The sequence below is a fragment of the Leifsonia sp. A12D58 genome, assembly GCF_047530025.1.
Lineage (GTDB): Bacteria > Actinomycetota > Actinomycetes > Actinomycetales > Microbacteriaceae > Cryobacterium.
In genome coordinates this window covers 451,049-471,937 of the sequence record NZ_JBLJAT010000002.1, presented here as the reverse complement: position 1 = coordinate 471,937, position 20,889 = coordinate 451,049, and the positions used below count along the sequence as shown (strand labels likewise).

Genomic DNA, 20,889 nt, shown 5'->3' with positions numbered 1-20,889 from the left:
GGAGGTGAGCCCGATGCACACATTGTCCACTCTGGGCGCTCCTTTGAGTTCACGATCGCGCGACTGACATAGCCGTCGCGGGGAGCGCAGCACGCACTCTCAGAAAGCTACGACTATGAATTCTTCAGTTCAGCACAACCCTGAAACCACCTCCAACGGCCTCCCGGAGCATCCCTCCCGCACTGCGTTGGTGCTCGGCGGTGGCGGGTCGACAGGCAACGCATGGCTGATCGGCGTCATCGCCGGTCTGTGCGATGCAGGAATGGACGTGACTGCGGCCGACCTCGTTGTCGGGACGTCGGCCGGATCCACCGCCGCGGCCCAGCTCGCGGGCGCGACCCCGACCGAACTTTTCGCCGGCACCCTATCCGCTGTGATCCCGCAACGGACGAGCCCGGTCCGTTCCGGCGGGGGAGGCGGTGCTATCGCGGCGGTGACCGACCACTTGGAGCGATCGAGGCGAATGATCGCTGCGTCTGCGAATGCTGCCGATATGCGCCGTAGATTCGGTGCGGCGGCGCTTGAGATGGCCGCGATCTCGGACAACTCCGAAAGATGGCGCGCCATTGTGGGAGAGCGGCTTCCCAGTCAGCTCTGGCCGCAACGGCGCATGCTCATCACGGCAGTCGATGCCCAGACAGGTGAACCAGTCGTGTTCGACCGTCACAGCGGGATCGATTTGGTGGACGCGGTGGCCGCCAGCTGCTCTAGCGGACCTGCCTACAGCATCGGCGACAACCGGTACATTGACGGTGGCTACCGCTCGAGCGCCGAGAATGCCGATCTGGCAACCGGATACGAGCGGGTGCTGGTGTTGTCACCCTTCGGCGGTCAATCGCTCACTCCGCCGGACTGGGGCATGAATCTTGCGGCACAGGTCGAGACGCTTCGTGCAGGCGGCAGCAGGGTCGAACTGATCTTCCCGGAGAGCGACGCGGAATATTTCTTTGGCGCCAATGCCATGGATCTGTCGCTGCGCCCACCCGCAGCGCGAGCTGGATACGACCAAGGCAGAGGGCTTGTCGACCATCTCGCCCAGTTCTGGAGCTGACGGCAGCGGTGCCCGTGACGGTCCTGACGCGGGCCTGTCGCCTCCTCTAGGGTGGGGCGCGGGCGCTGCGCCAGCATCCGCTCTCCCGTCTGACGATGGATGTTCATGTCTTCTCGACTAGCCAGGCTCTCGATGGTGGCATTTGTCGAGTTGGCGCTCGGTGCCGACCTCGCCGCACTCCCCGCGCTGCCCGTCGGGAGTAAAATCTCGCCATGGACAGCACCGAGAACGGTAAGAGCGACGTCCAAAAACCGGGCACCGGCACGGAGGCACACGGCGATGCCGCCTGGACGCTGCCGGACGCCATGACCGGCAGGGCAAGCCCCGCGAAAGCGGCAGTCGGCGACAAACCGGTCTTCGCCTACATCGCCAGCCTGCCGCAGCCGCAGCGCGGCATCGCCGAAGCCGTCGATGCGCTCGCGGCTAAGACGCTGCCGGGTCTCCAGCGCTCTGTGAAGTGGGGCATGGCGTACTACGGCGTCGGCGACGGATGGTGCTTCAGCAGCGGCGGATTCGCCGGCCACGTCAAGCTCATGTTCATCAATGGTGCGGACCTCAAACCGGTACCGCCGGTGACACCGGTAGGGATGGGCAAGTCGACGCGGGGCGTGGAACTCGAGTCGGTGAGAGACATCGACGAAGACCAGATCGCGGCATGGATGACACAGGTCGCATCCGTGCCGGGTGTCGGGGGTAAGAAGCACAAGTGACCGCCGAGGATGCGGCAGCCGCATCGGCACCTCACCACTGGATTTGAGAGATGCGCCTTGGTAGCTTTCAGCGCATGACCATCAAACTGGAGAACGTCGGCATCGCCGTGCGCGACCTCGAAGCAACAATCGCCTTCTTCACCGACCTCGGCCTCACGGTCGTCGGCCGTGACACGGTCAGCGGCGAGTGGACCGACACCGCCGTCGGGCTGGATGGCAACCACGCCAACATCGCGATGCTCCAGACCCCAGACGGTCGCGGTCGCATTGAGCTCTTCGAGTACATCCATCCGGAAGCGATCGAGTCGGAGCCCACTCGCCCCAACGACATCGGCATGCACCGCATCGCTTTCTCGGTCGACGACATCGACACGGCTCTTGAGATAGCCGCGAACCACGGATGCTATCCATTGCGCGGCGTGGCGACCTATCAGGATGTCTACAAGCTGACGTACGTCCGCGGCCCTAGCGGAATCATTGTGATGCTGGCCCAGGAACTGACCAAAGGCTGACACTTAAGTTGGCCCACATTTGCCGCGTTCGTGCCGGCTCGTACCGATGATCTTCTGCTGGGCGATGCGATTGTCTCCGGAGGAGCCGGCCCCGGTGGCCGCAATCGTTATGCTCGCTGTATGACGTGGCCTCCGAATCAACCTTGCCCCCCCGGGCGGGAGTTGTACCGGAAGGACCACATCATGGTCGAACACCCTTGGCCGCTGAAGAACCGGCTTCCTGCTGGTCACCAGCACTTCACGAAGTCGGAGCTCCTCGTAATACTCGAGGAGGTCACGGATCCGGACTCGCCGATCTGGATCGACAACTACTGGCAGATTTGTCGTCAGATTACCCAGCGTCCGGTCGACGTGATGTACACCGATGAGGATGGATTTCACATCGGCTAGCGAGTAGCCGCGCCCTGAACGGGTAGTCCGCTAAAACGCGAGCTGCCCCATCACCAGGACGGTGGCGGGGCAGCTTTATGGGGCCTTTGATCAGACGAGAGCTGGCTGCGCCACTCCGGGTTCCCACGACTGCAATGGTGCGACTGGCTTAGCGAACTCCGTGTTTACCGTCTTCCACTGCTGGAGCTTCGGACCAACCCAGAACAGGTAAATGCCAATCGTGATTACGGACAGCAGAAACCACTTGATCCAGTGGCCGAATAGCCCCGTTGCAGAGCCGGTGAAAACCAGCTGCTGTCCATCGATAAAGGTGTGCTTGGCGCGCCAGCGCTCGGTCAGGACAAGCGCGAACGGATAGCAGATGCCGAGCGTAACCATCGTGATCAGTGCACCGAGGATTGCGGTGCCAAGGTAGGTACCTGCACCGCCGTCGAACGTGAATCGAGACTGTTTAGCCAAAGGGGTGGTCCTGTCTATCGAGGGTGCGGTCAGGGTGGAACTGTTGAAGGCTAGTGGAGGCCCCCACGAATCCCAGGGACCCTGACCCGCAGCTGACGACCCCAGTTCGGGAGACGTCGGATGCTCTCGGGTGTGCGGAGTCGACAGGTTGGTACAGCCGCACTCCGAAGAGGTGCCGAGAGCGGCCGAGGTCGCATCCGCTTCTGCGCCCCGGCCCGTCCGCCCGGGCTACGAGCGAGTTGCCGTCTGTGAGTCTTCCGGTGTTTCCGTCACCTCTGGCCGGGTTTTCTGCGTGTTGGGAATGAGCGCTGTCGCGATCACTCCGAGAACCAGGAATCCCGCAGCGAGGAACGAACCCAGGGCCAGGCCGTGAGTCATGGCCTCACGCGCCGCATCCGCTACAAAGGCCGTCGCAGGGTTGGCTGCGAGCGGTTCGATGGCGGCACCCGCGCTGTCGGTGACGGCATCACCGAACGAGGCCACCTGATCGGCGGGAAGTCCGGCATTGGTGAGTCGCTCGCGCAGGTTCGAACTCAGCGTGGAGAAGAACACCGTGGTGAGAGCGGCGATACCCAGTGCGGAACCGAGCTGGCGGAAGGTGCTCTGGATGCCAGAGCTCTGGCCGTCTTCGTCTTCAGGCACATCTGCCAGCACAACGTTCGTGACCTGGGAGGTAGCGAAGCCGACCCCGACACCGTAGAAGAACAGAACGAGCGAGATGAGCCACCACTCGGCATCCGTGACTGCGGCCACGACACCGAGACCGGCGAGACCGACACCTTCGAGCACCAGCCCGATGCGCACCAAACCGAGTGGCGAGATCTTCGCCATCAGCGGGAAGCTGATGCCGCTGGCGACAAAGCTTCCGATGGCGATCGGAACGAGAGCGAGGCCGGCTTCAAGCGCGGTGTAGTTCATGGTGAAGACGAGCCACAGCGGAATGACCGCGATGATTCCGTATTCGCCCAGCCCGATGATCGTGGTTGCGATGTTGCCGTTGCGGAACGAAGCGATGGAGAACAGCTTCGTATTCATGAATGGCTCACGCGTGTTGCTGGAGCGGCTCGACACGATCTGACGCCACACGAACACGGCCATGAAAAGCACCGAGAGCACGAGGGCAACGAACGCTGGCGACAAGCCAGAGTCCCAGGTGAAGCCGGGAAGCTCGAAGGCACGCTCGCTGAGAATCCAGCCGTAGGTGCGGCCCTCGATCAGTCCGAAGGCGAGATGCCCGAGCCCGAGTACCGACATGATCGCACTGAACACGTCGACGCGGCCCTGCTTGCGAGGCGTGGGAACCAAGAAGAACGCCGACAGGATGAGGATCACGATGGTGAGCGGGATGTTGATGCCGAACGCCCAGCGCCAGGAGAGGTGCTCGGAGAGCCATCCGCCGATGACCGGTCCGAGAGCTGTTGCCGCACCGATGGTGGAACCCCAGATCGCGAAGGCCTGACCGCGTGCCTTGCCCGTGAACATCCGGTTCAACAGTGCGAGCGAGGTCGGCAGGATCAGCGCGGCCGCAGCACCCTGCAGGAATCGAGCGAGGATCAGGACCTCGCCATTGGGCGCCAAACCGGCCAGCAGGCTGGTGAGGCCAAACGCGACGACACCCGAGATGAACACGGTGCGTGCTCCCAGGAGGTCAGAAACGCGCCCGACGAGCAGGAGCAGGGCGGCGAAAATGATCGCATAGGACTCCTGGATCCATTGCGCCTGAGTCGAGTCGATGCCGATGTCTTCGATCACCGACGGGGTGATCACATTCACGATCGTGGTATCCACGACGATCAACGCCACGCCCAGCGCGATCGCGATCAAGCCCAACCAACGACGGGCAGTTACCGATAGTGGTGACATCCAAGAACCTCCGGAATACCTTCATGCTTAAATAGTTACACGGTGAAGATACTTTGCTATCTGATAGCTTGTCAAATGTCGTATTCGCTGGAGGAACCACGGAGGAAGCCGAGTGGGCCACGATCTGCATGACGAGACTGCACCGGACACACAACGCCATCGTGAAAGACTGATGGACGGACTTCGTGGGTACGAGGCGGTGTCCGTCGAGCTCAGCAGACGGTTCGCTGCGAGCCTGGGACTGCACTCAACGGATGCGTCCGCCCTGCTTGCGATTCTTGATGCAGAAGAGCGCGGTGAGTCGCTCTCTCCCGCACGGTTGAGCGAGAGAATCGGACTGACGTCTGGCGCGACGTCCTCACTGTTGAACCGGCTGGAGGAAGCCGGGCACATTGAGCGCAGTCGGGTGCACTCGGACAGGCGCGTCGTTACCCTTCACTCCACCCCCGACGTGCAGAAAATCGCGGGCGCGTTCTTCGAACCGCTGCAGGGTCACGTGGATGCGATGATGAACGCGTATCCCGATGAACTGCTGCAGCAATTTGAAGCGTTCTTGGGCGACCTGCGGTCCACGATGGACGCCTATATGCAGGATCTTTCGGCTGCCGATCGCGTCTGAGGGCGACGCTGGCGGGCCGCGGTCAGATCTCGTACGTGTCTGCGAGCTGCGGCGGCTCGCCGGTATCGGCGAGAATTTCTCGCTCAGTACGTGCCTCACGTCGGCGCCCGCCGTTGACGCCAAACAGGTAGATGGCGTCGAGGAGGCCCAGCGTGTTGGTGACGAGGAGCACGCCGAACCACGGCTTGCTGTCGTTCTTCGCAGCGCGCCACAGCGAGGCAGACTTCCAGGCCAGGGTCCACACCACGGCGAGGCCCACGGCGGCACGTACGGTGGGGGCTGGTGCGGGGTGCCGCTTGTGCGATTTCGAGTGGGTTGTCATCGGAAATCCAATCGGTCGGATGTGGTCAACCTACCGCCGAAGTCGTGCCGTGGCATCCGTCGAGAGTCGCCGAATGTGCCGAGAGTCGCTGTTGTAGCGGCGACGCTCGGTGGAACGGGCGATTCTCGCCGGTGCCGGTGCCGGTGCCGGTGCCGGTGCCGGTGCCGGTGCCGGAGAGCGGATGCCGGTGAGCGGATGCCGCCGTCGTCGATCTGGTCGTCACGCCTCCCGGTCGGGCTCGGCCGGAGGCGAGGGTGGGCGATTCGCCTCGTCGGTGACGTGCGTATCGGTGGCATGCGCGTCTACGTGCGCGTCAGCGGCGTGCGAATCATTGATGTGCTGCTCAGCGTCGTGCTGCTCGTGCGCGTGCTTGATGCGTTCGTTCAGGTACGACACGATGGTGGCGCTCGCCGTGCCGATAATTGCGAGGCCGCCCGCCATCAGCACCACCGCCAGGATCCTGCCGACCACGGTGACGGGAGTGAAGTCACCGTAACCAACCGTGGCCACGGTCACGACTGCCCACCATGTCGCCTCCCCGAACGTGAGGATTGTTGCACCGGGGGCGCCGCGCTCAGCGGCAAGCACACCGAGCGAGATCACGTAGACGAACAGCGCCGTGTAGGCCAGGGCTGTGACGACAACTCTTCCGCGGATCGATCCGCCGCTGGCATTGCTAAACCACGGGATGCGCGACAGATGTCTCAGTAGCTGGAATGGCCGCACCCACGGGATCACCGCCGAAGCCGTTTCTGCAGGGTGTGTGCGCATGAACTCAAACCGGTGGCCGGGCGCCGTGAGGGCCACACGCACAATGAGATCAACAATGAAAGCGGCCCACACCACGCTGAGCGTGAGAATCACGGCTACGCGCCACACCGTGCCCAGCTGCGGCACGAGGATCAGCACGGAATAGGCGAACAGAAACAACGCCGACCCAATTAGCAGCGGAGTCTGGGTCGTATTCTCCCAACGCCGCCGTCGGGGCGAATTCTCAGCGTTGGTTGCCACCATCTCACCTCCAAGCCGTGGTTCGCTCTTGGCTCGCGCAGTGGAAGCGGCAGGGGCGGGCTGGCCTGTCGAACGCCACCGTCAGCCTTATCCTGCCGACCGTGGTTGGCAACACATTTGTGCGCTCGCCAGCTCGTGCGCGGCATCCGCTCATCGGCACTCTGCTGACCAGGCCTGTGCGGGATCACGCATTGCCCGCTCATGGTTCGGGGGCCACACTCAGGTCGTTGGGCACCGGCCGCCATCGTCGGTGGCGGGTCGCGTGTGTCCACGGAGAGAAGATTCGTCATGGCTGAGAACACCCCTGTACTCGACACCCTCGCAGCGATCACTGCAGTGTCCGTGGAAGAAGGCACCCTGGAGGCGCGCGAGCACATGATTGCCCGCCTGGCGGCGCTCATCGCAGTCGGCGCACCCGGAGCCTCCTATCTCCTGAACCTCGGAACGGCTTCCGATGCAGGTGTGACGCTGGAGGACGTGCAAGGCGTACTGATCGCAGTTGCCCCCGTCGTCGGCACAGCGCGCGTCGTGTCAGCGGCGGGGAGCATCGCCGACGCATTCGACATCGTGATCGACGTGGTCGAGGCGGAATACGACGAGGTCTAGCCGCCCTGGTTGCTCGACGTTGCCCGCGGATCTACTCGATCATCAGGGACAGCCCGTCGAGCAGCCGCTGCAGGCCGAACTCGAAAAGCTCGTTCAGGTTGACGTGGAATTCAGTCGCATCGACGCGCTCGAAGGTCGGGAATTCCTCGGTCACCACCGCGGTATGCACGGCATCCTCCTGATTCGCCATCCTGTCCGTGGAACTCAGCCCTGACTCGGCAATGGCCTCCGTCCTCTGATCGCATCCGCGGCAATCGCAGCGGACGCAAGAAAAAAACGAGGGGCCCGAACGGCGTAAACCGTTCGGGCCCCTCGTATCTGTCGTGTTACAGCGAGGCGAGGGCCTCGGCGAACGTCGTCGACGGACGCATGATCGCGTCTGTCTTCGTCTCGTCGACCTTGTAGTAGCCGCCGATGTCGACGGGCGATCCCTGCACGGCGATCAGTTCGTCGACGATCTTCTGCTCGTTCTCGCGCAGCGTCGCAGCCAGTGGCGCGAATGCGGCGGCCAGCTCGGCGTCATCCGTCTGCTTCGCCAGCTCCTCTGCCCAGTAGCGGCTGAGGAAGTAGTGCGAGCCGCGGTTGTCGATCGTGCCGAGAGCACGGCCGGGCGACTTGTTCTCGAGCAGGAAGGTGCCGGTGGCGCGGTCGAGGGTCGCGCCGAGCACGCGTGCCTTCTCGTTGTTGTTCGCGTCGGCGAAGTGCTCGAGGCTTGCTGACAGTGCGAGGAACTCGCCGAGGCTGTCCCAGCGCAGGTAGTTCTCTTCAACGAGCTGCTGTACGTGCTTCGGGGCTGAGCCGCCTGCACCGGTCTCGAAGAGACCGCCGCCGTTCAGCAGCGGCACGATTGACAACATCTTGGCGCTCGTGCCGACCTCCAGGATCGGGAACAGGTCGGTGTTGTAATCGCGCAGCACGTTGCCCGTCACCGAGATGGTGTCTTCGCCGCGACGGATGCGCTCGACCGACAGCGTGGTTGCCTCTGCGGGTGCGAGCACCCGGATGTCGAGGCCGGTGGTGTCGTGCTCTGGCAGGTACTCGTTGACCTTCGCGATGAGGTTGGCGTCGTGGGCGCGGTGCTCGTCGAGCCAGAACACAGTCGTCGTCCCGGTGGCGCGGGCGCGGTTGACCGCGAGCTTCACCCAGTCGCGGATGGCGACATCCTTGGTCTGGCAGGCGCGCCAGATGTCGCCGGCCTGCACGGTGTGCTCCATGAGAGCGTCGCCGGCCGAGTTCACGACGCGGACGGTACCGGCCTCCGCGATCTCGAACGTCTTGTCGTGCGAGCCATACTCTTCGGCCTTCTGGGCCATGAGGCCGACGTTGGGGACAGTGCCCATCGTGGTCGGGTCATATGCGCCGTTCGCGCGGCAGTCCTCAATCACGGCCTGGTAGATGCCGGCGTAGCTTGAGTCGGGGATGACCGCGATGGTGTCGTGCTCTGCGCCATCCGCTCCCCACATGTGGCCAGAGGCGCGGATCATGGCTGGCATCGATGCGTCGACGATCACATCGCTCGGCACGTGCAGGTTTGTGATTCCCTTGTCGGAGTTCACCATGGCGAGGCGAGGGCCGTCTTTCAGGCCCTGTTCGAACGCGGCACGGATCTCTGCGCCGTTTTCCAGGGCGTCAAGACCGTCGAGGATGCCGCCCAGGCCGTTGTTGGGGTTGAGACCGGCGGCCTCGAGGTCTGCGCCGTACGTCTCGAACACGGTGGGGAAGAAGGCGCGCACGACGTGGCCGAAGATGATCGGGTCTGAGACCTTCATCATCGTTGCCTTCAGGTGCACGGAGAACAGGACGTCTTCATCCTTGGCGCGCTTGATGGCTTCTGCGAGGAACTCGTGCAGCTTCGCGACGTCAAGGAAGGTTGCGTCGATGACCTCCCCGGCCAGAACCTTCAGGCCGGGGCGCAGCGTGGTGACCTCGCCAGCCGTGTTCACGTGCTCAATACGGAGAACGTCGTCCGCGTCGATGATGACCGACTTCTCGTTGGAGAAGAAGTCGTCGTGGCCCATGGTGGCAACGTTGGTCTTCGAGTCCGTGGTCCACGCACCCATGCGGTGCGGGTGCTTGCGCGCGTACGCCTTGACGGATGCCGGTGCGCGGCGATCAGAGTTACCCTCGCGGAGAACCGGGTTCACCGCTGATCCCTTGATCTTGTCGTAGCGGGAGCGGATGTCCTTCTCGGCGTCGGTCTGCGGGTCATCGGGGTGGTCCGGCAGGCCGTAGCCCTTGGCCTGGAGCTCCGCGATGGCGGCCTTGAGCTGCGGCTCAGATGCCGAGACGTTCGGCAGCTTGATGATGTTTGCCTCAGGTGTGGTGGCGAGGGCGCCGAGCTCGGCGAGCGCGTCGCTGACCCGCTGCTCCTCGCTCAGGAACTCGGGGAACGCAGCAAGGATGCGAGCGGCGAGGGAGATATCGCGCGTCTCAAGCTCGACACCAGCGGTGCCCGCGAACGCGCTGATAACGGGGAAGAACGAGTGTGTCGCCAGCATTGGCGCCTCGTCGGTGTACGTGTAGATGATTTTGGCCATCGTGGGGCAGCTCCTTGGCGTTGCGTGTGGCGAACTTGTCTCGATATCAAGATAACAGGGGTTGGCGGGAAGGGGTGGCGACGGGCTGGGGATTATGCCTCGGCGAGCGCCACTTCACGTGGCAGTTTGAGGACTACGCGTGAGCGACACCCTTGAGGCCGAAATCCTCAAGGCGCTCACCGTAAGCGGGGCACCCAGGGCTGTGGCCACCCTCCGCTGCCGGCGCCGTCCTGACGTGGAGGCCTCGGGCGAACGTTCGCGGTGTACACGCCAGCGCGAAAACCCAGGTCACGCGGCCGCCTCTCGGTAGTATCACGCGGTGAACACTTTTCATCCCTTTCTGCCGCCCTTGACCTGGACTGGCGAACCAGGAATCGCGACGCTCGACACCGAAAGCGGCGCGATCGAACTGACGGCCGCCGCGGGCGTTGACTGGTCGAATGATGCGTTGGGTGGCGAAGGGCAGCACCGGGCAACGGCGCTCGCGTTCGACGCACCGGCCCAATTCGCCCTCTCCGCACGCGTGACCATCGACCACGAACGCACCACGTTCGATGCCGGCGCCCTCGCCATCTGGGCGGATGCCGACCACTGGGCAAAGCTCTGCTTCGAGTACTCCCCACAGGGCGAGCGGATGATCGTCAGCGTCGTCACAAACGGATACTCCGACGACTGCAATTCATCCGTTGTGGCAGCGGATTCCGCCTACCTGCGGGTGACGCGGACCGGGGACGGGTGGGTCTTCCACGACTCCGCCGACGGCGAAACCTGGCGCTTTGTGCGGCTGTTCCGGCTCACGAGTGACAACCCATTCTCGGTGGGATTCCTCGCCCAGGCCCCATTCGGCGATCGCTGCATCGCCACGTTTGACCACGTGACGTTGTCGGAACAGATCGTGGCGGATTTCCGCGACGGAAGCTAGTTCAGCTCAGGGCCTGGTGCGTCAGCGCCGGTCAGTGATGTCGCGTTGGCGATTCACCAGCCCCACGTTCCGGCTGCCCCTTTGAACGGGCCAACGATCCGCGAGGTGATCCAGCCTCCATAGAAGTCGCCTTCCTGGGCCGTGACTGTTTCGCCGTCCACGGTGCAACGGTCCATGGCACCCGGGTACACCGCGACCCGGTCAGCGAGGTGCTCGTACCCCGGTGTCGGCTTCGGATAGAACCACGCAGCGCCGTCGACGCTGCCCACGGAGAGATAGTGCGCCTCGCCCTTGAACTCGCAGAACGTCTGCCCTGGTGCCGGCTGCAGCACGCCAGGCGCAAATGCACTGCGCGGCAGGTAGTAGACCGGCGGATGGCTCGTCTCGAGAACGCGCACAACGTCGCTCGTGTCGACAACGCGCTGGCCGTCGACATCAATCGTGACCCGCTGGTTCACCCGTTCGACGCGCGGCGGCCGGGGGTAGTCCCAGACGGATTCCTGTCCCGGCCCTGGCTCGATCCTGCTGTGCTTCATACGTGGCGGATTCATGGCCTCAGGCTAGCCGCGGATTCTGGGAGGGTCTGCGAGTACCTGATACGACAGTGACTCCCGCCGAATCCCAGAAGCACGTCTGACGGATAGGGGAGCGGATGACACCGCCGCCCCGAGACATCCGACACAGAGGATTTTATGAAAGCCACCTTCATGTATGGCGCCGGCGATGTTCGCGTTGAGAGCGTTGCCGACCCCGTCATCCAGCAGCCCACCGATGCGATTGTGCGCGTGACGCGCGCCTGCATCTGCGGCTCCGACCTGCATCCGTTCCACAGCATGCCAAACAGCACCGGCGGCATCCCGATGGGCCACGAGTTCATCGGTGTCGTCGAAGAGATCGGCTCCGACGTGTCAACGCTGGAGAAGGGCGACTTCGTGATCGCGCCCTTCGCCTTCCAGGACAACACCTGCGTATTCTGCCGCGAAGGCCTGCAGACCTCCTGCATCCACGGCGGCTGGTACGGCAGCAACGGCATCGGTGGTGGCCAGGCCGAAGCGGTCAGGGTATCTCAGGCAGACGGCTCACTGGTGAAGGTGCCCGGCCCTGTTGACGAAGCGCTGTATCCGTCGCTGCTGGCACTTTCCGATGTGTACCTTACCGGTTATCACGCAGCCCACATGGGCCGTGTTGAAGCCGGTAAAACGGTGACGGTGATCGGCGACGGCGCCGTAGGGCTCTCCGCTGTCCTGGCATCCCGCCAGCTCGGCGCTGAACGCATCATCCTGATGGGCCGCCACCAGTCCCGCACTGACCTCGGCATTGAGTTCGGGGCAACGGATGTCGTCGCCGAGCGCGGCGAAGAAGGCATCGCCAAGGTCAGAGACCTCACCAATGGCGAAGGCAGCCACATCGTGCTCGAGGCTGTCGGTCACATGCCGGCGTACGAGCAGGCCTACGGTGTGGTCCGCCCCGGCGGAGTGATCTCCCGCGTCGGGGTGCCGCAGTACGAAGAGGCCCCCATCGGGTTCGGCTCCCTGTTCGGCAAGAACGTGACCCTCACCGGCGGCCCCGCCCCGGTGCGCGCGTACATGGAAGACGCCCTCCGTGACGTGCTTGACGGTCGCCTCAACCCTGGCAAGGTTTTCGACCGCACCGTCGGGATCGACGACGTGCCGGCCGGCTACCGTGCGATGGATGAGCGCGAAGCCCTCAAGGTGCTTGTGAGCTTCTGATGACGACGCAGCAGGCCATCCAACAGGGCGCAGGACAGGGTGCCGGCGTCGCCCGCCATAAGGGCGCGATCCTCGCGATCATCCTGCTCAGCTACTTCATGATCCTGCTGGACAACTCGGTGATCTTCACCGCGCTGCCCAGCCTCGAAGCCGATCTCGGCTTGAGCCAGGGAGAGCTGTCATGGGTGCAGGATGCTTACACGCTCGTGTTCGGCGGCCTGCTGCTGCTCGGCGCCCGCGCCGGAGACCTCCTCGGCCGCAGAACCGTGTTCGTGGCCGGGCTCATCATCTTCTCCGTTGCATCCCTGCTCGTCGGCTTGGCCGATTCGGCGTGGTGGCTCATCGGCGCCCGCGCCCTGCAGGGAATCGGCGCGGCCATCGTTGCCCCCACCTCACTCTCGCTGATCACCGCAACGTTCCCCGCCGGCCGGGAGCGGGCCCGCGCGATCGCGCTCTATGGCGCGACCGCGGGGATCGGAGCGAGCCTCGGCCTGGTCGTCGGAGGGGCATTCGCCCAACTCATCTCCTGGCGAGCGGGGTTCTTCATCAACGTGCCGATCGGCCTCGCGATGATCCTGCTCGCCCCGCGTTTTCTTCCAGAGACGATCCGAGTGAGGGGCCGCTTTGACATCGTCGGTGCGCTCACGGCCACCCTCGGCGTTGGGGCGATCGTTTTCGCGATCATCCATGCTGCTGAAGCAAGCTGGACCTCGCCTCTCACCCTGGTTTTCGGCATCATCGGCCTGCTGTTGCTGGTGGCGTTGATCATCAACGAGTCACGAGTGGCGCAGCCGATTCTGCCCCTGCGGCTGTTCGCCAGCCGGCTCCGAACCGGAGGCTATCTGGGGCGGATGCTCTACATGGGCGCGATGATCGGTTTCTTCTTTTTCACCACGCAGTACCTGCAGAACGTACTCGGGTTCACTCCCTTGCAGGCCGGGGTCGGGTTCCTGCCGATGACCGTCGTGAACTTCGCCGTCGCGATGCTGATCCCGCGCATCGTGGCACGCGTCGGCCAGGCAGCACCGCTCGTGACGGGCATCGCACTCACCTTGATAGGCATGATCTGGCTGAGCCGCATCACCCCCGACGCCAACTATCTTCTCGGGGTGGCCCTGCCGATGGTTGTGGTCGGTGCCGGACAGGGGTTGGTCTTCGCCCCGCTGACGTCTGCCGGCATCGCGGGAGTGTCTACGCGCGATGCCGGTGCCGCATCCGGGCTGGTGAACACTTTCCATCAGATTGGCATGTCGCTGGGTCTTGGCATCCTGGTGGCCGTCTCGGCGAACGCCGGTACCGCGACAGCGGATGCCCCGGCCGCGACCCAGATGACCGAGCAGGTGTCGGCTGCGCTCACCGCGGGTAGCGTGCTTCTTGGCCTCTGTCTTGTGGTGTCGCTTGTCTTGATCGTTCCTGCTGAGCGCGCCCGCACACGGCAGTCCAACCCCAGCCCGGCGCTCGCCGGAGAAGGAGAATCCTCATGAGCACCAAAAAGCAGCCCGTAACACCCACGGTCAAGGGACCGCAGGAATGGTTCACCGGTGACGTCTATTTCAACTCCTACTACGCCGGCCAGGAGCCGTCTCATGCCCGACTCAACCTCGTGCGATTCACGCCAGGCGCCCACACTGCCTGGCACACACACGCTGTCGGCCAGACGCTGCATGTCACCGAAGGGCGGGGCTACGTGCAATCTCGTGGCGAGGAACTGATCGAACTGCACCCAGGAGACACCGTCTACACGCCGGCCGGGGAATGGCACTGGCACGGTGCGACCGCCGACAACTTCATGTGTCATCTCGCGCTCTGGGAGGCACCGCTCGACAGCAGCGAGCCGGAAACCGTGTGGGGCGACAAGCTCAGCGACGACGAATACCCAACCAGATAGGAGAACACCATGGCACAGTGGACGACGGACGAGCTCCGCCGAATTAACGCAAGTACTGAGCTGCGAGTCACGTCAGAGCGCGCAGATGGGTCGTTGCGGCCGTACACGACGATCTGGCACAGCACCCTAGGTGATGCCCTCTACATCAGGTCGGCGCACGGGCCCCAGAACGGCTGGTTCCGCCGCGCCCTGCACTCCGGAAAAGGGCGGATCAGTGCCGGGGGCGTCGAGAAGGATGTCACCTTCGAGCTGGCCGATCCGGCGGTGCGCAGCGACCTCGACCGGGCGTTGCATCAGAAGTATGACCAATATGGCCCCGGCCCCGTTGGGGCGATCACCGGCCCCGATGTGCTGGAGACCACGCTCAAGGTGATGCCGCGCGATTAGCCGTTGGCGCCGTTTCCGAAATGCACAGCGACTCTGCGTGCAAAGAAAACAGGCGTGGTGCTATGGCCCTTGTAGGTCGGTACTAGAGCGGGCGACGACGTCAGCGCCGCGAGCGGCAGTGGCGTCCTGCGAAGCAGCCCAAGAGGCCAACAAACGCAGGGCGTCCGCTGTCGGGGATCCTGCCGGTGCCGTGTAGACGTTCATGACCAAGCCAGGCTCGCTGGGCAGCTCCATCGATTCGTAGTTCAGGTCGAGGTCGCCGACGATCGGATGGTGCAGACGCTTGAGGCCGCTGCGGTGGAAGACGACGTCGCGCGACGCCCAGCGCTCGCGGAACAACTCGCTCTGTGTTGACAGCTCTCCGACCAGCTGGATGAGATCGGCGTCGTGAGGGTTCCGGCCTGCTTCCAAGCGAAGCATTGAGGCAGCGTCGTTCGCGATCTGGTCGTAGTCGCGCCAGAACGTGCGGGCTGCCGGATTCAGGTACGTGAACCGGGTGGTGTTCACCGGTTGGCGCTGATCATCGAACACGGGGGAGTAGAGCGCCCTGCCCATTCGGTTTGCGGCAAGGATGTCGTGGCGACCGTTGCGAACCCACGCCGGCGCATCCGCCATGGCGTCCAGGACCTGTTGCACTGCAGGCCGGACTGCGCCCACAGGCTTGCGTGGTGCTGCACGCGTGGGTCCCGCTGCCCGGGCAAGGTCAAACAGATATTCGCGTTCCGCCTCGTCGAGTTGCAGTGTGTTGGCAAGGGAGTCGAGCACGCTCTCTGACGCGCCAGCGAGGTTGCCGCGTTCCAGACGCACGTAGTAGTCGACAGAGACGCCCGTCAGCATGGCAACTTCTTCGCGACGCAGGCCAGCGACTCGCCGGTTGCCACCATAGGCGGGCAGACCGGCCTGATCCGGCGTGATTCGGGCGCGCCGAGAACTCAAGAACTCCCGGATGTCACTGCGTACGTCTCCCATACTTCAACGATAGGCCGCGACCACCGGCCTCGGGAGGCACTGCTATTACCTGCCAGCGCAGCCGAGGCGGCACGGTGATGGCGTGCGTCGAGGGCTTATGCCTGATCTGGCACCGAAGCCCGAGTATAAGCATTGTCGGCGGGTCGGTATCCCGACCGCTGGGCAACGACGCGCGCGATTACAGCAGCGGCGAGAACGACAACGGCTGCCAGCGCTGCGCTGATACCGACCGCTTGCGACTCCGGCTCACCGGAGAGTCGAGCGACGGCGAGCCACGCCAATCCCCACGACAGCGAGATGGCTGGGGTGAGGCGTCCTCGGCCAGCAATTGCCGTTGCGACGCCGACGACCGCAGCAACGGCGACGACGATCACGCCCCACACATCCGGGTTGATGCCCCAGCCGGTGAAGCCGAGGTCGGTCAGCCAGGCCGCGACATTCGCCGCCGTGGCGATGGTGACCCAGCCGAGATAGAGGCCGATTGTGCCGTCGAGCACGACGGCTTCCGTGACGCGCGCGGCTGTGGTGTCGACATCCCTCGGGGTGCGCTGCAGCAGAGCAAAGGTGAAGCCCAGGATGAAGAGCAATACAACGATTACCAGGACGGATAACCCCACCCGACCGAGCTGCACGCTCCCGATCCACGCTGCGTTGAGCAGCATGGACAGCGCAATGAGGTAGCCGACCCGGCGATGTACCGTGCGCGCGCCCTGGCTCGGGAAGAGCTGCCACACCGCATAGGCGAACAGTCCCAGATAGATCACAGACCAGATGCCGAACGCCGGACCGGCCGGGGCGATCAGGGTGGCGTCAGCCGAGAGTGCACCGCCCGCAGCATCCTGGATCGGCGTGCCGCCGAAGGCACCGGAACCGAATGTCGCGCCGGCGATCGCTAGCAGCGAGAGGATGAAAACGGTGATTTGTCTGACTCTGTCAGCTGTCTGGGGAGTGGCTGTCATGTTTTCACCATACGGGAGCGATGCTCGTGGCAACAGTGTTGCTGACGGCGATCCGGTACCCGTCCAGGTGCACCCGCTGGCCAGAACCATCTCTTGCGGTGCACTCCAAACTGGCGTAGCTTTCGACGAAGTGAGACATATCGTCTCGGTTTTGTTTGGTCAAGGGAGATCACATTGCCTGCTTCTGCTCACGATCCAGCCGCACACAATACGACAGCCCGTCATTCAGCCGACGGCTGGGACGACACCGTCGACTACCTCGTGGCAGGCACGGGCGCCGCTGGCCTGTCCGCGGCGATCACGGCGAAGGTCAATGGACTCGACACCCTCGTCGTCGAGAGCGAAGCCCTCTGGGGCGGCACGACGTGTATCTCGGGCGGCGGGCTCTGGGTGCCGAACAACCCGCTGATGAATCGGGATGGCGCGCAGGACTCGATCGACGAGGCCCTCGCCTACATGGATGCCACGATCGGCGACGTCGGTCCGTGGACCAGCAGAAAACGAAAGCTGGCCTTCCTCACCGCCATCCCCAACTACATCAACCTGCTCGCTGACGAGGGCGTGAAATGGTCGAGGGCGAAGGACTATCCCGACTACTACCCCGACCTCCCCGGCGGCAAAATCGGCCGCAGTATCGAGGTCACCTCGTTCAACATGCGGAAGCTGAAGGGTTACCAGTACCTGTCGCGCATGAAGCAGGGTATCCCGATGCCCGTCCGCAACGACGATGTCTGGCTGCTGGGTCGGGCGTGGTCGTCTCCGCACGGATTCCTTCGTGGCGCGCAACTCGTGCTGCGGGTGCTCGGACGAAGGATCATCGGCCAGCAGGCTCGCGGGATGGGTCCGGCCCTGGCTGGAGCTCTGATGCACATTGCACGCAAACATGAGATTCCCGTCTGGCTGGAGTCGCCGATCGCCGAGGTGCTCGTCGAGGACGGTCGTGTCGTGGGGGCGGTGGTGCGGCACGATGGCCGTGATCTCCGTATCCGCACGCGCCGCGGCATCATGCTCGGGGCCGGAGGGTTTGCCCGCAACACGGCCTGGCGACAGAAGTACCAGGGCATACCCGGCTGGTCTGCGGCTCCTGATGGGCAGATGGGCACGGGCATCCAGGTAGGAATGGATGTCGGCGGCGAGATCGCGATGATGGAAGACGCCTGGTGGGGCGCCGGCGTGATTCTGAAGCCGGGCAGTAACAGCTTCATCCTCGGCGAGCGGTCGTTCCCGTTCAGCATGGTCGTCGACCAAAAGGGCAACCGCTACCTCAACGAGTCTGAATCGTACGTCGACTTCGGCCACCACATGCTCGAGCACGACAAGGTCAGTCCCGCCATCCACTCCTGGCTCGTGACGGATGCCAGGCACACGCGCCGTTATCTCAATACCTTCACGCTCGTCGGCAAGAAGGAAATGATCGAGGCCGGGGAGATCGTGATGGCCGACACCATTGAGGAGCTCGCCCGGAAGATCGGCGTCGAACCCGCAACATTCGCGGAGACCATCGCCCGCTTCAATCGCTTTGCGTCGGCCGGGGTTGACAGGGACTTCCAGCGTGGGCGCACAGCCTACGACCGCTACTACGGCGACCCTGGCATCAAGCCCAACCCGAACCTCGGGCCGGTTGAGCGCGGACCGTTCCACGCTTTCAAGGTGTACCCGGGCGATCTCGGCACCAAGGGTGGCCTGGTCACCGATGAGTTCGCCCGAGTGCTGCGTCCTGACGGAACGGTGATCGAGGGCCTCTATGCCGCCGGCAACAACACGGCATCCGTGATGGGACACACTTATCCGGGGCCAGGGGCCAGCATCGCGCCGGCCGGCGTCTTCGGCTATCTCGGGGCACTGCACGCGGCGCAGCAGGCCCAAAATCCGGTTGCGCAGGCCGCAGCTGAGGCCGCTGCTGAGGTCGCTGCGCAGCCCGTCGGGGAAGTCGCAGAGCCGGAGATCGCGCCCGAAGCGCAGCCCAACACGACCCCTGACCGGATGCCTGTGGGGTAGATGCTGAATGCGCTGCAGGGGCATTATGACTGCATGCCGAGCATCCTGCGCATCGTCCGGATAGCCATCGCGTCGATCACCCACACGCGTCTGTTTCGCCTCACTGCTCCGATAGTGCTGCCGCCTCTTGAGCTATTGGTTACTCGCCTCACCGGTGGTCGGGTGCAGTTGAGCGGGCTGCTCGTGCCGTCGCTGGTGTTGTATTCGACCGGGGCGAAGTCAGGCATGCTGCGCGAGACCAAGCTGATGTACACCCCGGATGGGCACGGTCGTGCGATCGTGGCCGGCAGTAGCTTCGGCCGGGAACGGCATCCGGCCTGGACATACAACCTGCTCGCCCATCCGGATGCCGAAATCAGTGTGCGCGGACGCCGACTGCCGGTGTACGCCACCCTCGTTTCAGACGCCGAACGTGATGTGGTCTGGCGTCGGATTGAACGACAATGGCCGGGCTATCGCTCCTACGAACGGGAATCCGGCAGGACTGTGCGTCTGTTCCGGTTGCAGCCTGTGTCGGTGCCAGCGGGCTAGAAGAGCGATTCTCACGTCAGCGTTGTGCAGCGGCTGTGCGGATCTGCTGGACGGCGTCGACGATCGAGCCGGACCAGGCCGGACCGTGACCGGGGACGATGCGGTGCGCCCCGATAGACGAGAGCGCATCGAGGGAGCGCAGTGCTTCGGCCGGGTCGTCGGTGAAGGGGGCTGGCTGTAAGCCCGTCACCCCGGTGAGCACATTGCGGGTGGTGAGTGCATCTCCGACGAAAACCGTGTCGACGGTGGGCATGAAGACCGCGACGCTGCCCGGCGAGTGTCCGGGCAGTCCGATGATCTGCGGCGAGCCGGGGAGGGCGAGTGTCTCGCCGTCGTTCATCTCAACCACGGCAGTCAGATGCTTGGTCTTCACCCCGCCCTTGCGCAGGGCGTACGCGGCGAAACCCAGTACTGCGCCGAGTCGCTTGGGTCCGCCTGGTGCGTGCGCCGTGACTTCTCCGCGCGCCCTGGCGGCATCCGCTGAGTGCACGTACACGGGGATTCCGTGGTCGCTGCGGAGACGTTCTGCGATGCCGATGTGGTCACTGTCGCCGTGCGTGAGCACCACGCCGCGGATGTCGCTGATGCTGCGGCCCATGGCGCCAAGCTCTGCACGAAGATCGGGCATGTGGCCGGGGAGCCCCGCGTCGATCATGGTGATCCCGGCGGGAGTCTCAATGAGGTGGAACGCCACGATGTCGCTACCGACGCGATGGAGGCCTGGTGTGAGTTGCATTGTCTGAAACCTTTCCTGTTGCTACGCTGACTACATGGCTACGATACATAGCCATCATGGCTATGGTCAATAGCTATCGAATAATGTCGACCTGCAGGGGAGCACCGTGCCAACACCTGAACGCACATCTCGCGAGGCGATCCTCGCTGCAGGGAGGAAGCTCCTTGAGGTGGACGGGCTTGCCGGTCTAACCATGCAGGCGGTTGCCGATCGCGTTGGTGTCAAAGCTCCGTCGCTCTATAAGCGAGTTCGCAATCGCGACGAGCTCGTACGGCTCATCGCTGAGTCGACGATCAATGATCTCGGCGAACAGCTGCGGATGGCTGCGGAGGAGCAATCGGATGCCCCAGCGCGAGTCGCTGCACTCGCGGTGGCGTTCCGCGCCTTCGCGCATCGTTTTCCCGCTGGCTTTCACCTCATTTTCGCGCCAGGATCGGCGAATACCCGGCCGTCCCATGAGGCGATCGTCGCGTCGAGTGCGCCGATGCTTGAGGTGGCGGCCGCACTTGCAGGCCCCGAACGTGCGCTCGATGCGGCGCGCACTCTGACGGCGTGGGCCAATGGTTTCATCAGCATGGAGCTTGCCGGTGCGTTCAACCTGGGCGGGGATGTCGACGAAGCGTTCACCTTCGGCATTCGAACACTGACATCCGCTCTCCACGCTCGAGAGGGCGCACCGATGTGATTCG

25 protein-coding genes are annotated in these 20,889 nt (G+C 64.1%); 14 read left to right on the top strand and 11 right to left on the bottom strand.

From position 1 onward, the window contains the following. Positions 1-115: 115 nt before the first annotated feature. From ACMT3I_RS08090 to ACMT3I_RS08075, 4 genes are all read left to right on the top strand, one after another. Positions 116-1,051: a patatin-like phospholipase family protein gene (locus ACMT3I_RS08090; protein ID WP_414803956.1), complete on the top strand. Its 936-nt coding sequence runs from the start codon at positions 116-118 to the stop codon at positions 1,049-1,051. 212 nt (positions 1,052-1,263) lie between these two features. Continuing rightward, positions 1,264-1,761 carry a DUF1801 domain-containing protein gene (locus ACMT3I_RS08085; protein ID WP_414803955.1) on the top strand — a complete coding sequence of 166 codons (498 nt, stop codon included), beginning with the start codon at positions 1,264-1,266 and terminating at the stop codon, positions 1,759-1,761. Between the two features lie 74 nt (positions 1,762-1,835). Further along, a complete protein-coding gene (locus ACMT3I_RS08080; protein ID WP_414803954.1) occupies positions 1,836-2,273 on the top strand; it encodes a VOC family protein in 438 nt (145 codons plus the stop codon). Positions 2,274-2,456: 183 nt separating this feature from the next. Beyond that, positions 2,457-2,663 carry a hypothetical protein gene (locus ACMT3I_RS08075; RefSeq protein WP_414803953.1) on the top strand — a complete coding sequence of 69 codons (207 nt, stop codon included), beginning with the start codon at positions 2,457-2,459 and terminating at the stop codon, positions 2,661-2,663. A 90-nt stretch (positions 2,664-2,753) separates the two neighbouring features. On the opposite strand, the gene ACMT3I_RS08070 is transcribed toward ACMT3I_RS08075, so the two are convergent. Together ACMT3I_RS08070 and ACMT3I_RS08065 are read right to left on the bottom strand one after the other, a co-directional pair. Continuing rightward, positions 2,754-3,122, bottom strand: a complete 369-nt coding sequence (locus tag ACMT3I_RS08070) for a DUF898 family protein (RefSeq protein WP_414803952.1) — start codon at positions 3,120-3,122, stop codon at positions 2,754-2,756. Positions 3,123-3,350: 228 nt separating this feature from the next. Next, positions 3,351-4,985 carry a DHA2 family efflux MFS transporter permease subunit gene (locus ACMT3I_RS08065; protein WP_414803951.1) on the bottom strand — a complete coding sequence of 545 codons (1,635 nt, stop codon included), beginning with the start codon at positions 4,983-4,985 and terminating at the stop codon, positions 3,351-3,353. A gap of 172 nt (positions 4,986-5,157) precedes the next feature. On the opposite strand from ACMT3I_RS08065, the gene ACMT3I_RS08060 reads away from it, so the two are divergent. Then, on the top strand, positions 5,158-5,604 hold the full coding sequence (locus ACMT3I_RS08060; protein ID WP_414803950.1) for a MarR family winged helix-turn-helix transcriptional regulator: 447 nt from the start codon (positions 5,158-5,160) through the stop codon (positions 5,602-5,604). A gap of 22 nt (positions 5,605-5,626) precedes the next feature. Here ACMT3I_RS08060 and ACMT3I_RS08055 read toward each other — a convergent pair whose 3' ends face one another. The 3 genes from ACMT3I_RS08055 to ACMT3I_RS08045 are packed head-to-tail and all read right to left on the bottom strand — an operon-like array spanning position 5,627 to position 6,940. Then, entirely contained in the window at positions 5,627-5,926 is a 300-nt protein-coding gene (locus tag ACMT3I_RS08055) for a DUF5652 family protein (RefSeq protein ID WP_414803949.1), read from the bottom strand. A gap of 25 nt (positions 5,927-5,951) precedes the next feature. Further along, positions 5,952-6,149, bottom strand: coding sequence for a hypothetical protein (locus ACMT3I_RS08050; RefSeq protein ID WP_414803948.1), 198 nt, complete (start codon positions 6,147-6,149; stop codon positions 5,952-5,954). Beyond that, entirely contained in the window at positions 6,146-6,940 is a 795-nt protein-coding gene (locus tag ACMT3I_RS08045) for a potassium channel family protein (protein ID WP_414803947.1), read from the bottom strand. Before ACMT3I_RS08045 ends, ACMT3I_RS08050 begins: the two co-directional genes overlap by 4 nt. A gap of 285 nt (positions 6,941-7,225) precedes the next feature. Here ACMT3I_RS08045 and ACMT3I_RS08040 point away from each other — a divergent pair, with 285 nt between their 5' ends. Next, positions 7,226-7,543, top strand: coding sequence for a carboxymuconolactone decarboxylase family protein (locus tag ACMT3I_RS08040; protein ID WP_414803946.1), 318 nt, complete (start codon positions 7,226-7,228; stop codon positions 7,541-7,543). Positions 7,544-7,574: 31 nt separating this feature from the next. On the opposite strand, the gene ACMT3I_RS08035 is transcribed toward ACMT3I_RS08040, so the two are convergent. Further along, positions 7,575-7,766, bottom strand: a complete 192-nt coding sequence (locus ACMT3I_RS08035; RefSeq protein WP_414804039.1) for a TetR/AcrR family transcriptional regulator C-terminal domain-containing protein — start codon at positions 7,764-7,766, stop codon at positions 7,575-7,577. Between the two features lie 103 nt (positions 7,767-7,869). Continuing rightward, complete coding sequence (locus ACMT3I_RS08030; protein ID WP_414803945.1) at positions 7,870-10,080, bottom strand: NADP-dependent isocitrate dehydrogenase; 2,211 nt, start codon at positions 10,078-10,080, stop codon at positions 7,870-7,872. A 319-nt stretch (positions 10,081-10,399) separates the two neighbouring features. Here ACMT3I_RS08030 and ACMT3I_RS08025 point away from each other — a divergent pair, with 319 nt between their 5' ends. Next, positions 10,400-11,002 (top strand): DUF1349 domain-containing protein, encoded by a 603-nt coding sequence (locus tag ACMT3I_RS08025; protein WP_414803944.1) that lies wholly within the window; start codon positions 10,400-10,402, stop codon positions 11,000-11,002. A gap of 53 nt (positions 11,003-11,055) precedes the next feature. On the opposite strand, the gene ACMT3I_RS08020 is transcribed toward ACMT3I_RS08025, so the two are convergent. After that, positions 11,056-11,553 (bottom strand): DUF427 domain-containing protein, encoded by a 498-nt coding sequence (locus tag ACMT3I_RS08020; protein ID WP_414803943.1) that lies wholly within the window; start codon positions 11,551-11,553, stop codon positions 11,056-11,058. Between the two features lie 141 nt (positions 11,554-11,694). Between ACMT3I_RS08020 and ACMT3I_RS08015 the strand changes: the two genes are divergently transcribed. Genes ACMT3I_RS08015 through ACMT3I_RS08000 form a run of 4 tightly spaced genes read left to right on the top strand, consistent with a single transcriptional unit; the run spans position 11,695 to position 15,007 of the window. After that, on the top strand, positions 11,695-12,732 hold the full coding sequence (locus ACMT3I_RS08015) for an alcohol dehydrogenase catalytic domain-containing protein (protein ID WP_414803942.1): 1,038 nt from the start codon (positions 11,695-11,697) through the stop codon (positions 12,730-12,732). Continuing rightward, a complete protein-coding gene (locus tag ACMT3I_RS08010; RefSeq protein WP_414803941.1) occupies positions 12,732-14,216 on the top strand; it encodes an MFS transporter in 1,485 nt (494 codons plus the stop codon). The genes ACMT3I_RS08015 and ACMT3I_RS08010 overlap by 1 nt, the downstream gene beginning before the upstream one ends. Beyond that, positions 14,213-14,620, top strand: a complete 408-nt coding sequence (locus ACMT3I_RS08005; protein ID WP_414803940.1) for a cupin domain-containing protein — start codon at positions 14,213-14,215, stop codon at positions 14,618-14,620. Before ACMT3I_RS08010 ends, ACMT3I_RS08005 begins: the two co-directional genes overlap by 4 nt. Before the next feature lie 9 nt (positions 14,621-14,629). Further along, a complete protein-coding gene (locus ACMT3I_RS08000; protein ID WP_414803939.1) occupies positions 14,630-15,007 on the top strand; it encodes a DUF2255 family protein in 378 nt (125 codons plus the stop codon). 60 nt (positions 15,008-15,067) lie between these two features. On the opposite strand, the gene ACMT3I_RS07995 is transcribed toward ACMT3I_RS08000, so the two are convergent. Both ACMT3I_RS07995 and ACMT3I_RS07990 read right to left on the bottom strand, forming a co-directional pair. Next, the gene (locus ACMT3I_RS07995; protein ID WP_414803938.1) at positions 15,068-15,976 is read right to left on the bottom strand and encodes a helix-turn-helix transcriptional regulator; all 909 of its coding nucleotides are present in this window, start codon (positions 15,974-15,976) and stop codon (positions 15,068-15,070) included. Positions 15,977-16,071: 95 nt separating this feature from the next. Continuing rightward, a complete protein-coding gene (locus ACMT3I_RS07990; protein WP_414803937.1) occupies positions 16,072-16,935 on the bottom strand; it encodes a tryptophan-rich sensory protein in 864 nt (287 codons plus the stop codon). A 174-nt stretch (positions 16,936-17,109) separates the two neighbouring features. Between ACMT3I_RS07990 and ACMT3I_RS07985 the strand changes: the two genes are divergently transcribed. Then, positions 17,110-18,933, top strand: coding sequence for an FAD-binding protein (locus ACMT3I_RS07985; RefSeq protein ID WP_414803936.1), 1,824 nt, complete (start codon positions 17,110-17,112; stop codon positions 18,931-18,933). Positions 18,934-18,966: 33 nt separating this feature from the next. After that, positions 18,967-19,464 carry a nitroreductase family deazaflavin-dependent oxidoreductase gene (locus ACMT3I_RS07980; protein WP_414803935.1) on the top strand — a complete coding sequence of 166 codons (498 nt, stop codon included), beginning with the start codon at positions 18,967-18,969 and terminating at the stop codon, positions 19,462-19,464. A gap of 16 nt (positions 19,465-19,480) precedes the next feature. Here ACMT3I_RS07980 and ACMT3I_RS07975 read toward each other — a convergent pair whose 3' ends face one another. Next, on the bottom strand, positions 19,481-20,200 hold the full coding sequence (locus ACMT3I_RS07975) for an MBL fold metallo-hydrolase (RefSeq protein WP_414803934.1): 720 nt from the start codon (positions 20,198-20,200) through the stop codon (positions 19,481-19,483). A gap of 106 nt (positions 20,201-20,306) precedes the next feature. Between ACMT3I_RS07975 and ACMT3I_RS07970 the strand changes: the two genes are divergently transcribed. After that, positions 20,307-20,885, top strand: a complete 579-nt coding sequence (locus tag ACMT3I_RS07970) for a TetR/AcrR family transcriptional regulator (protein WP_414803933.1) — start codon at positions 20,307-20,309, stop codon at positions 20,883-20,885. Positions 20,886-20,889 lie beyond the last annotated feature (4 nt).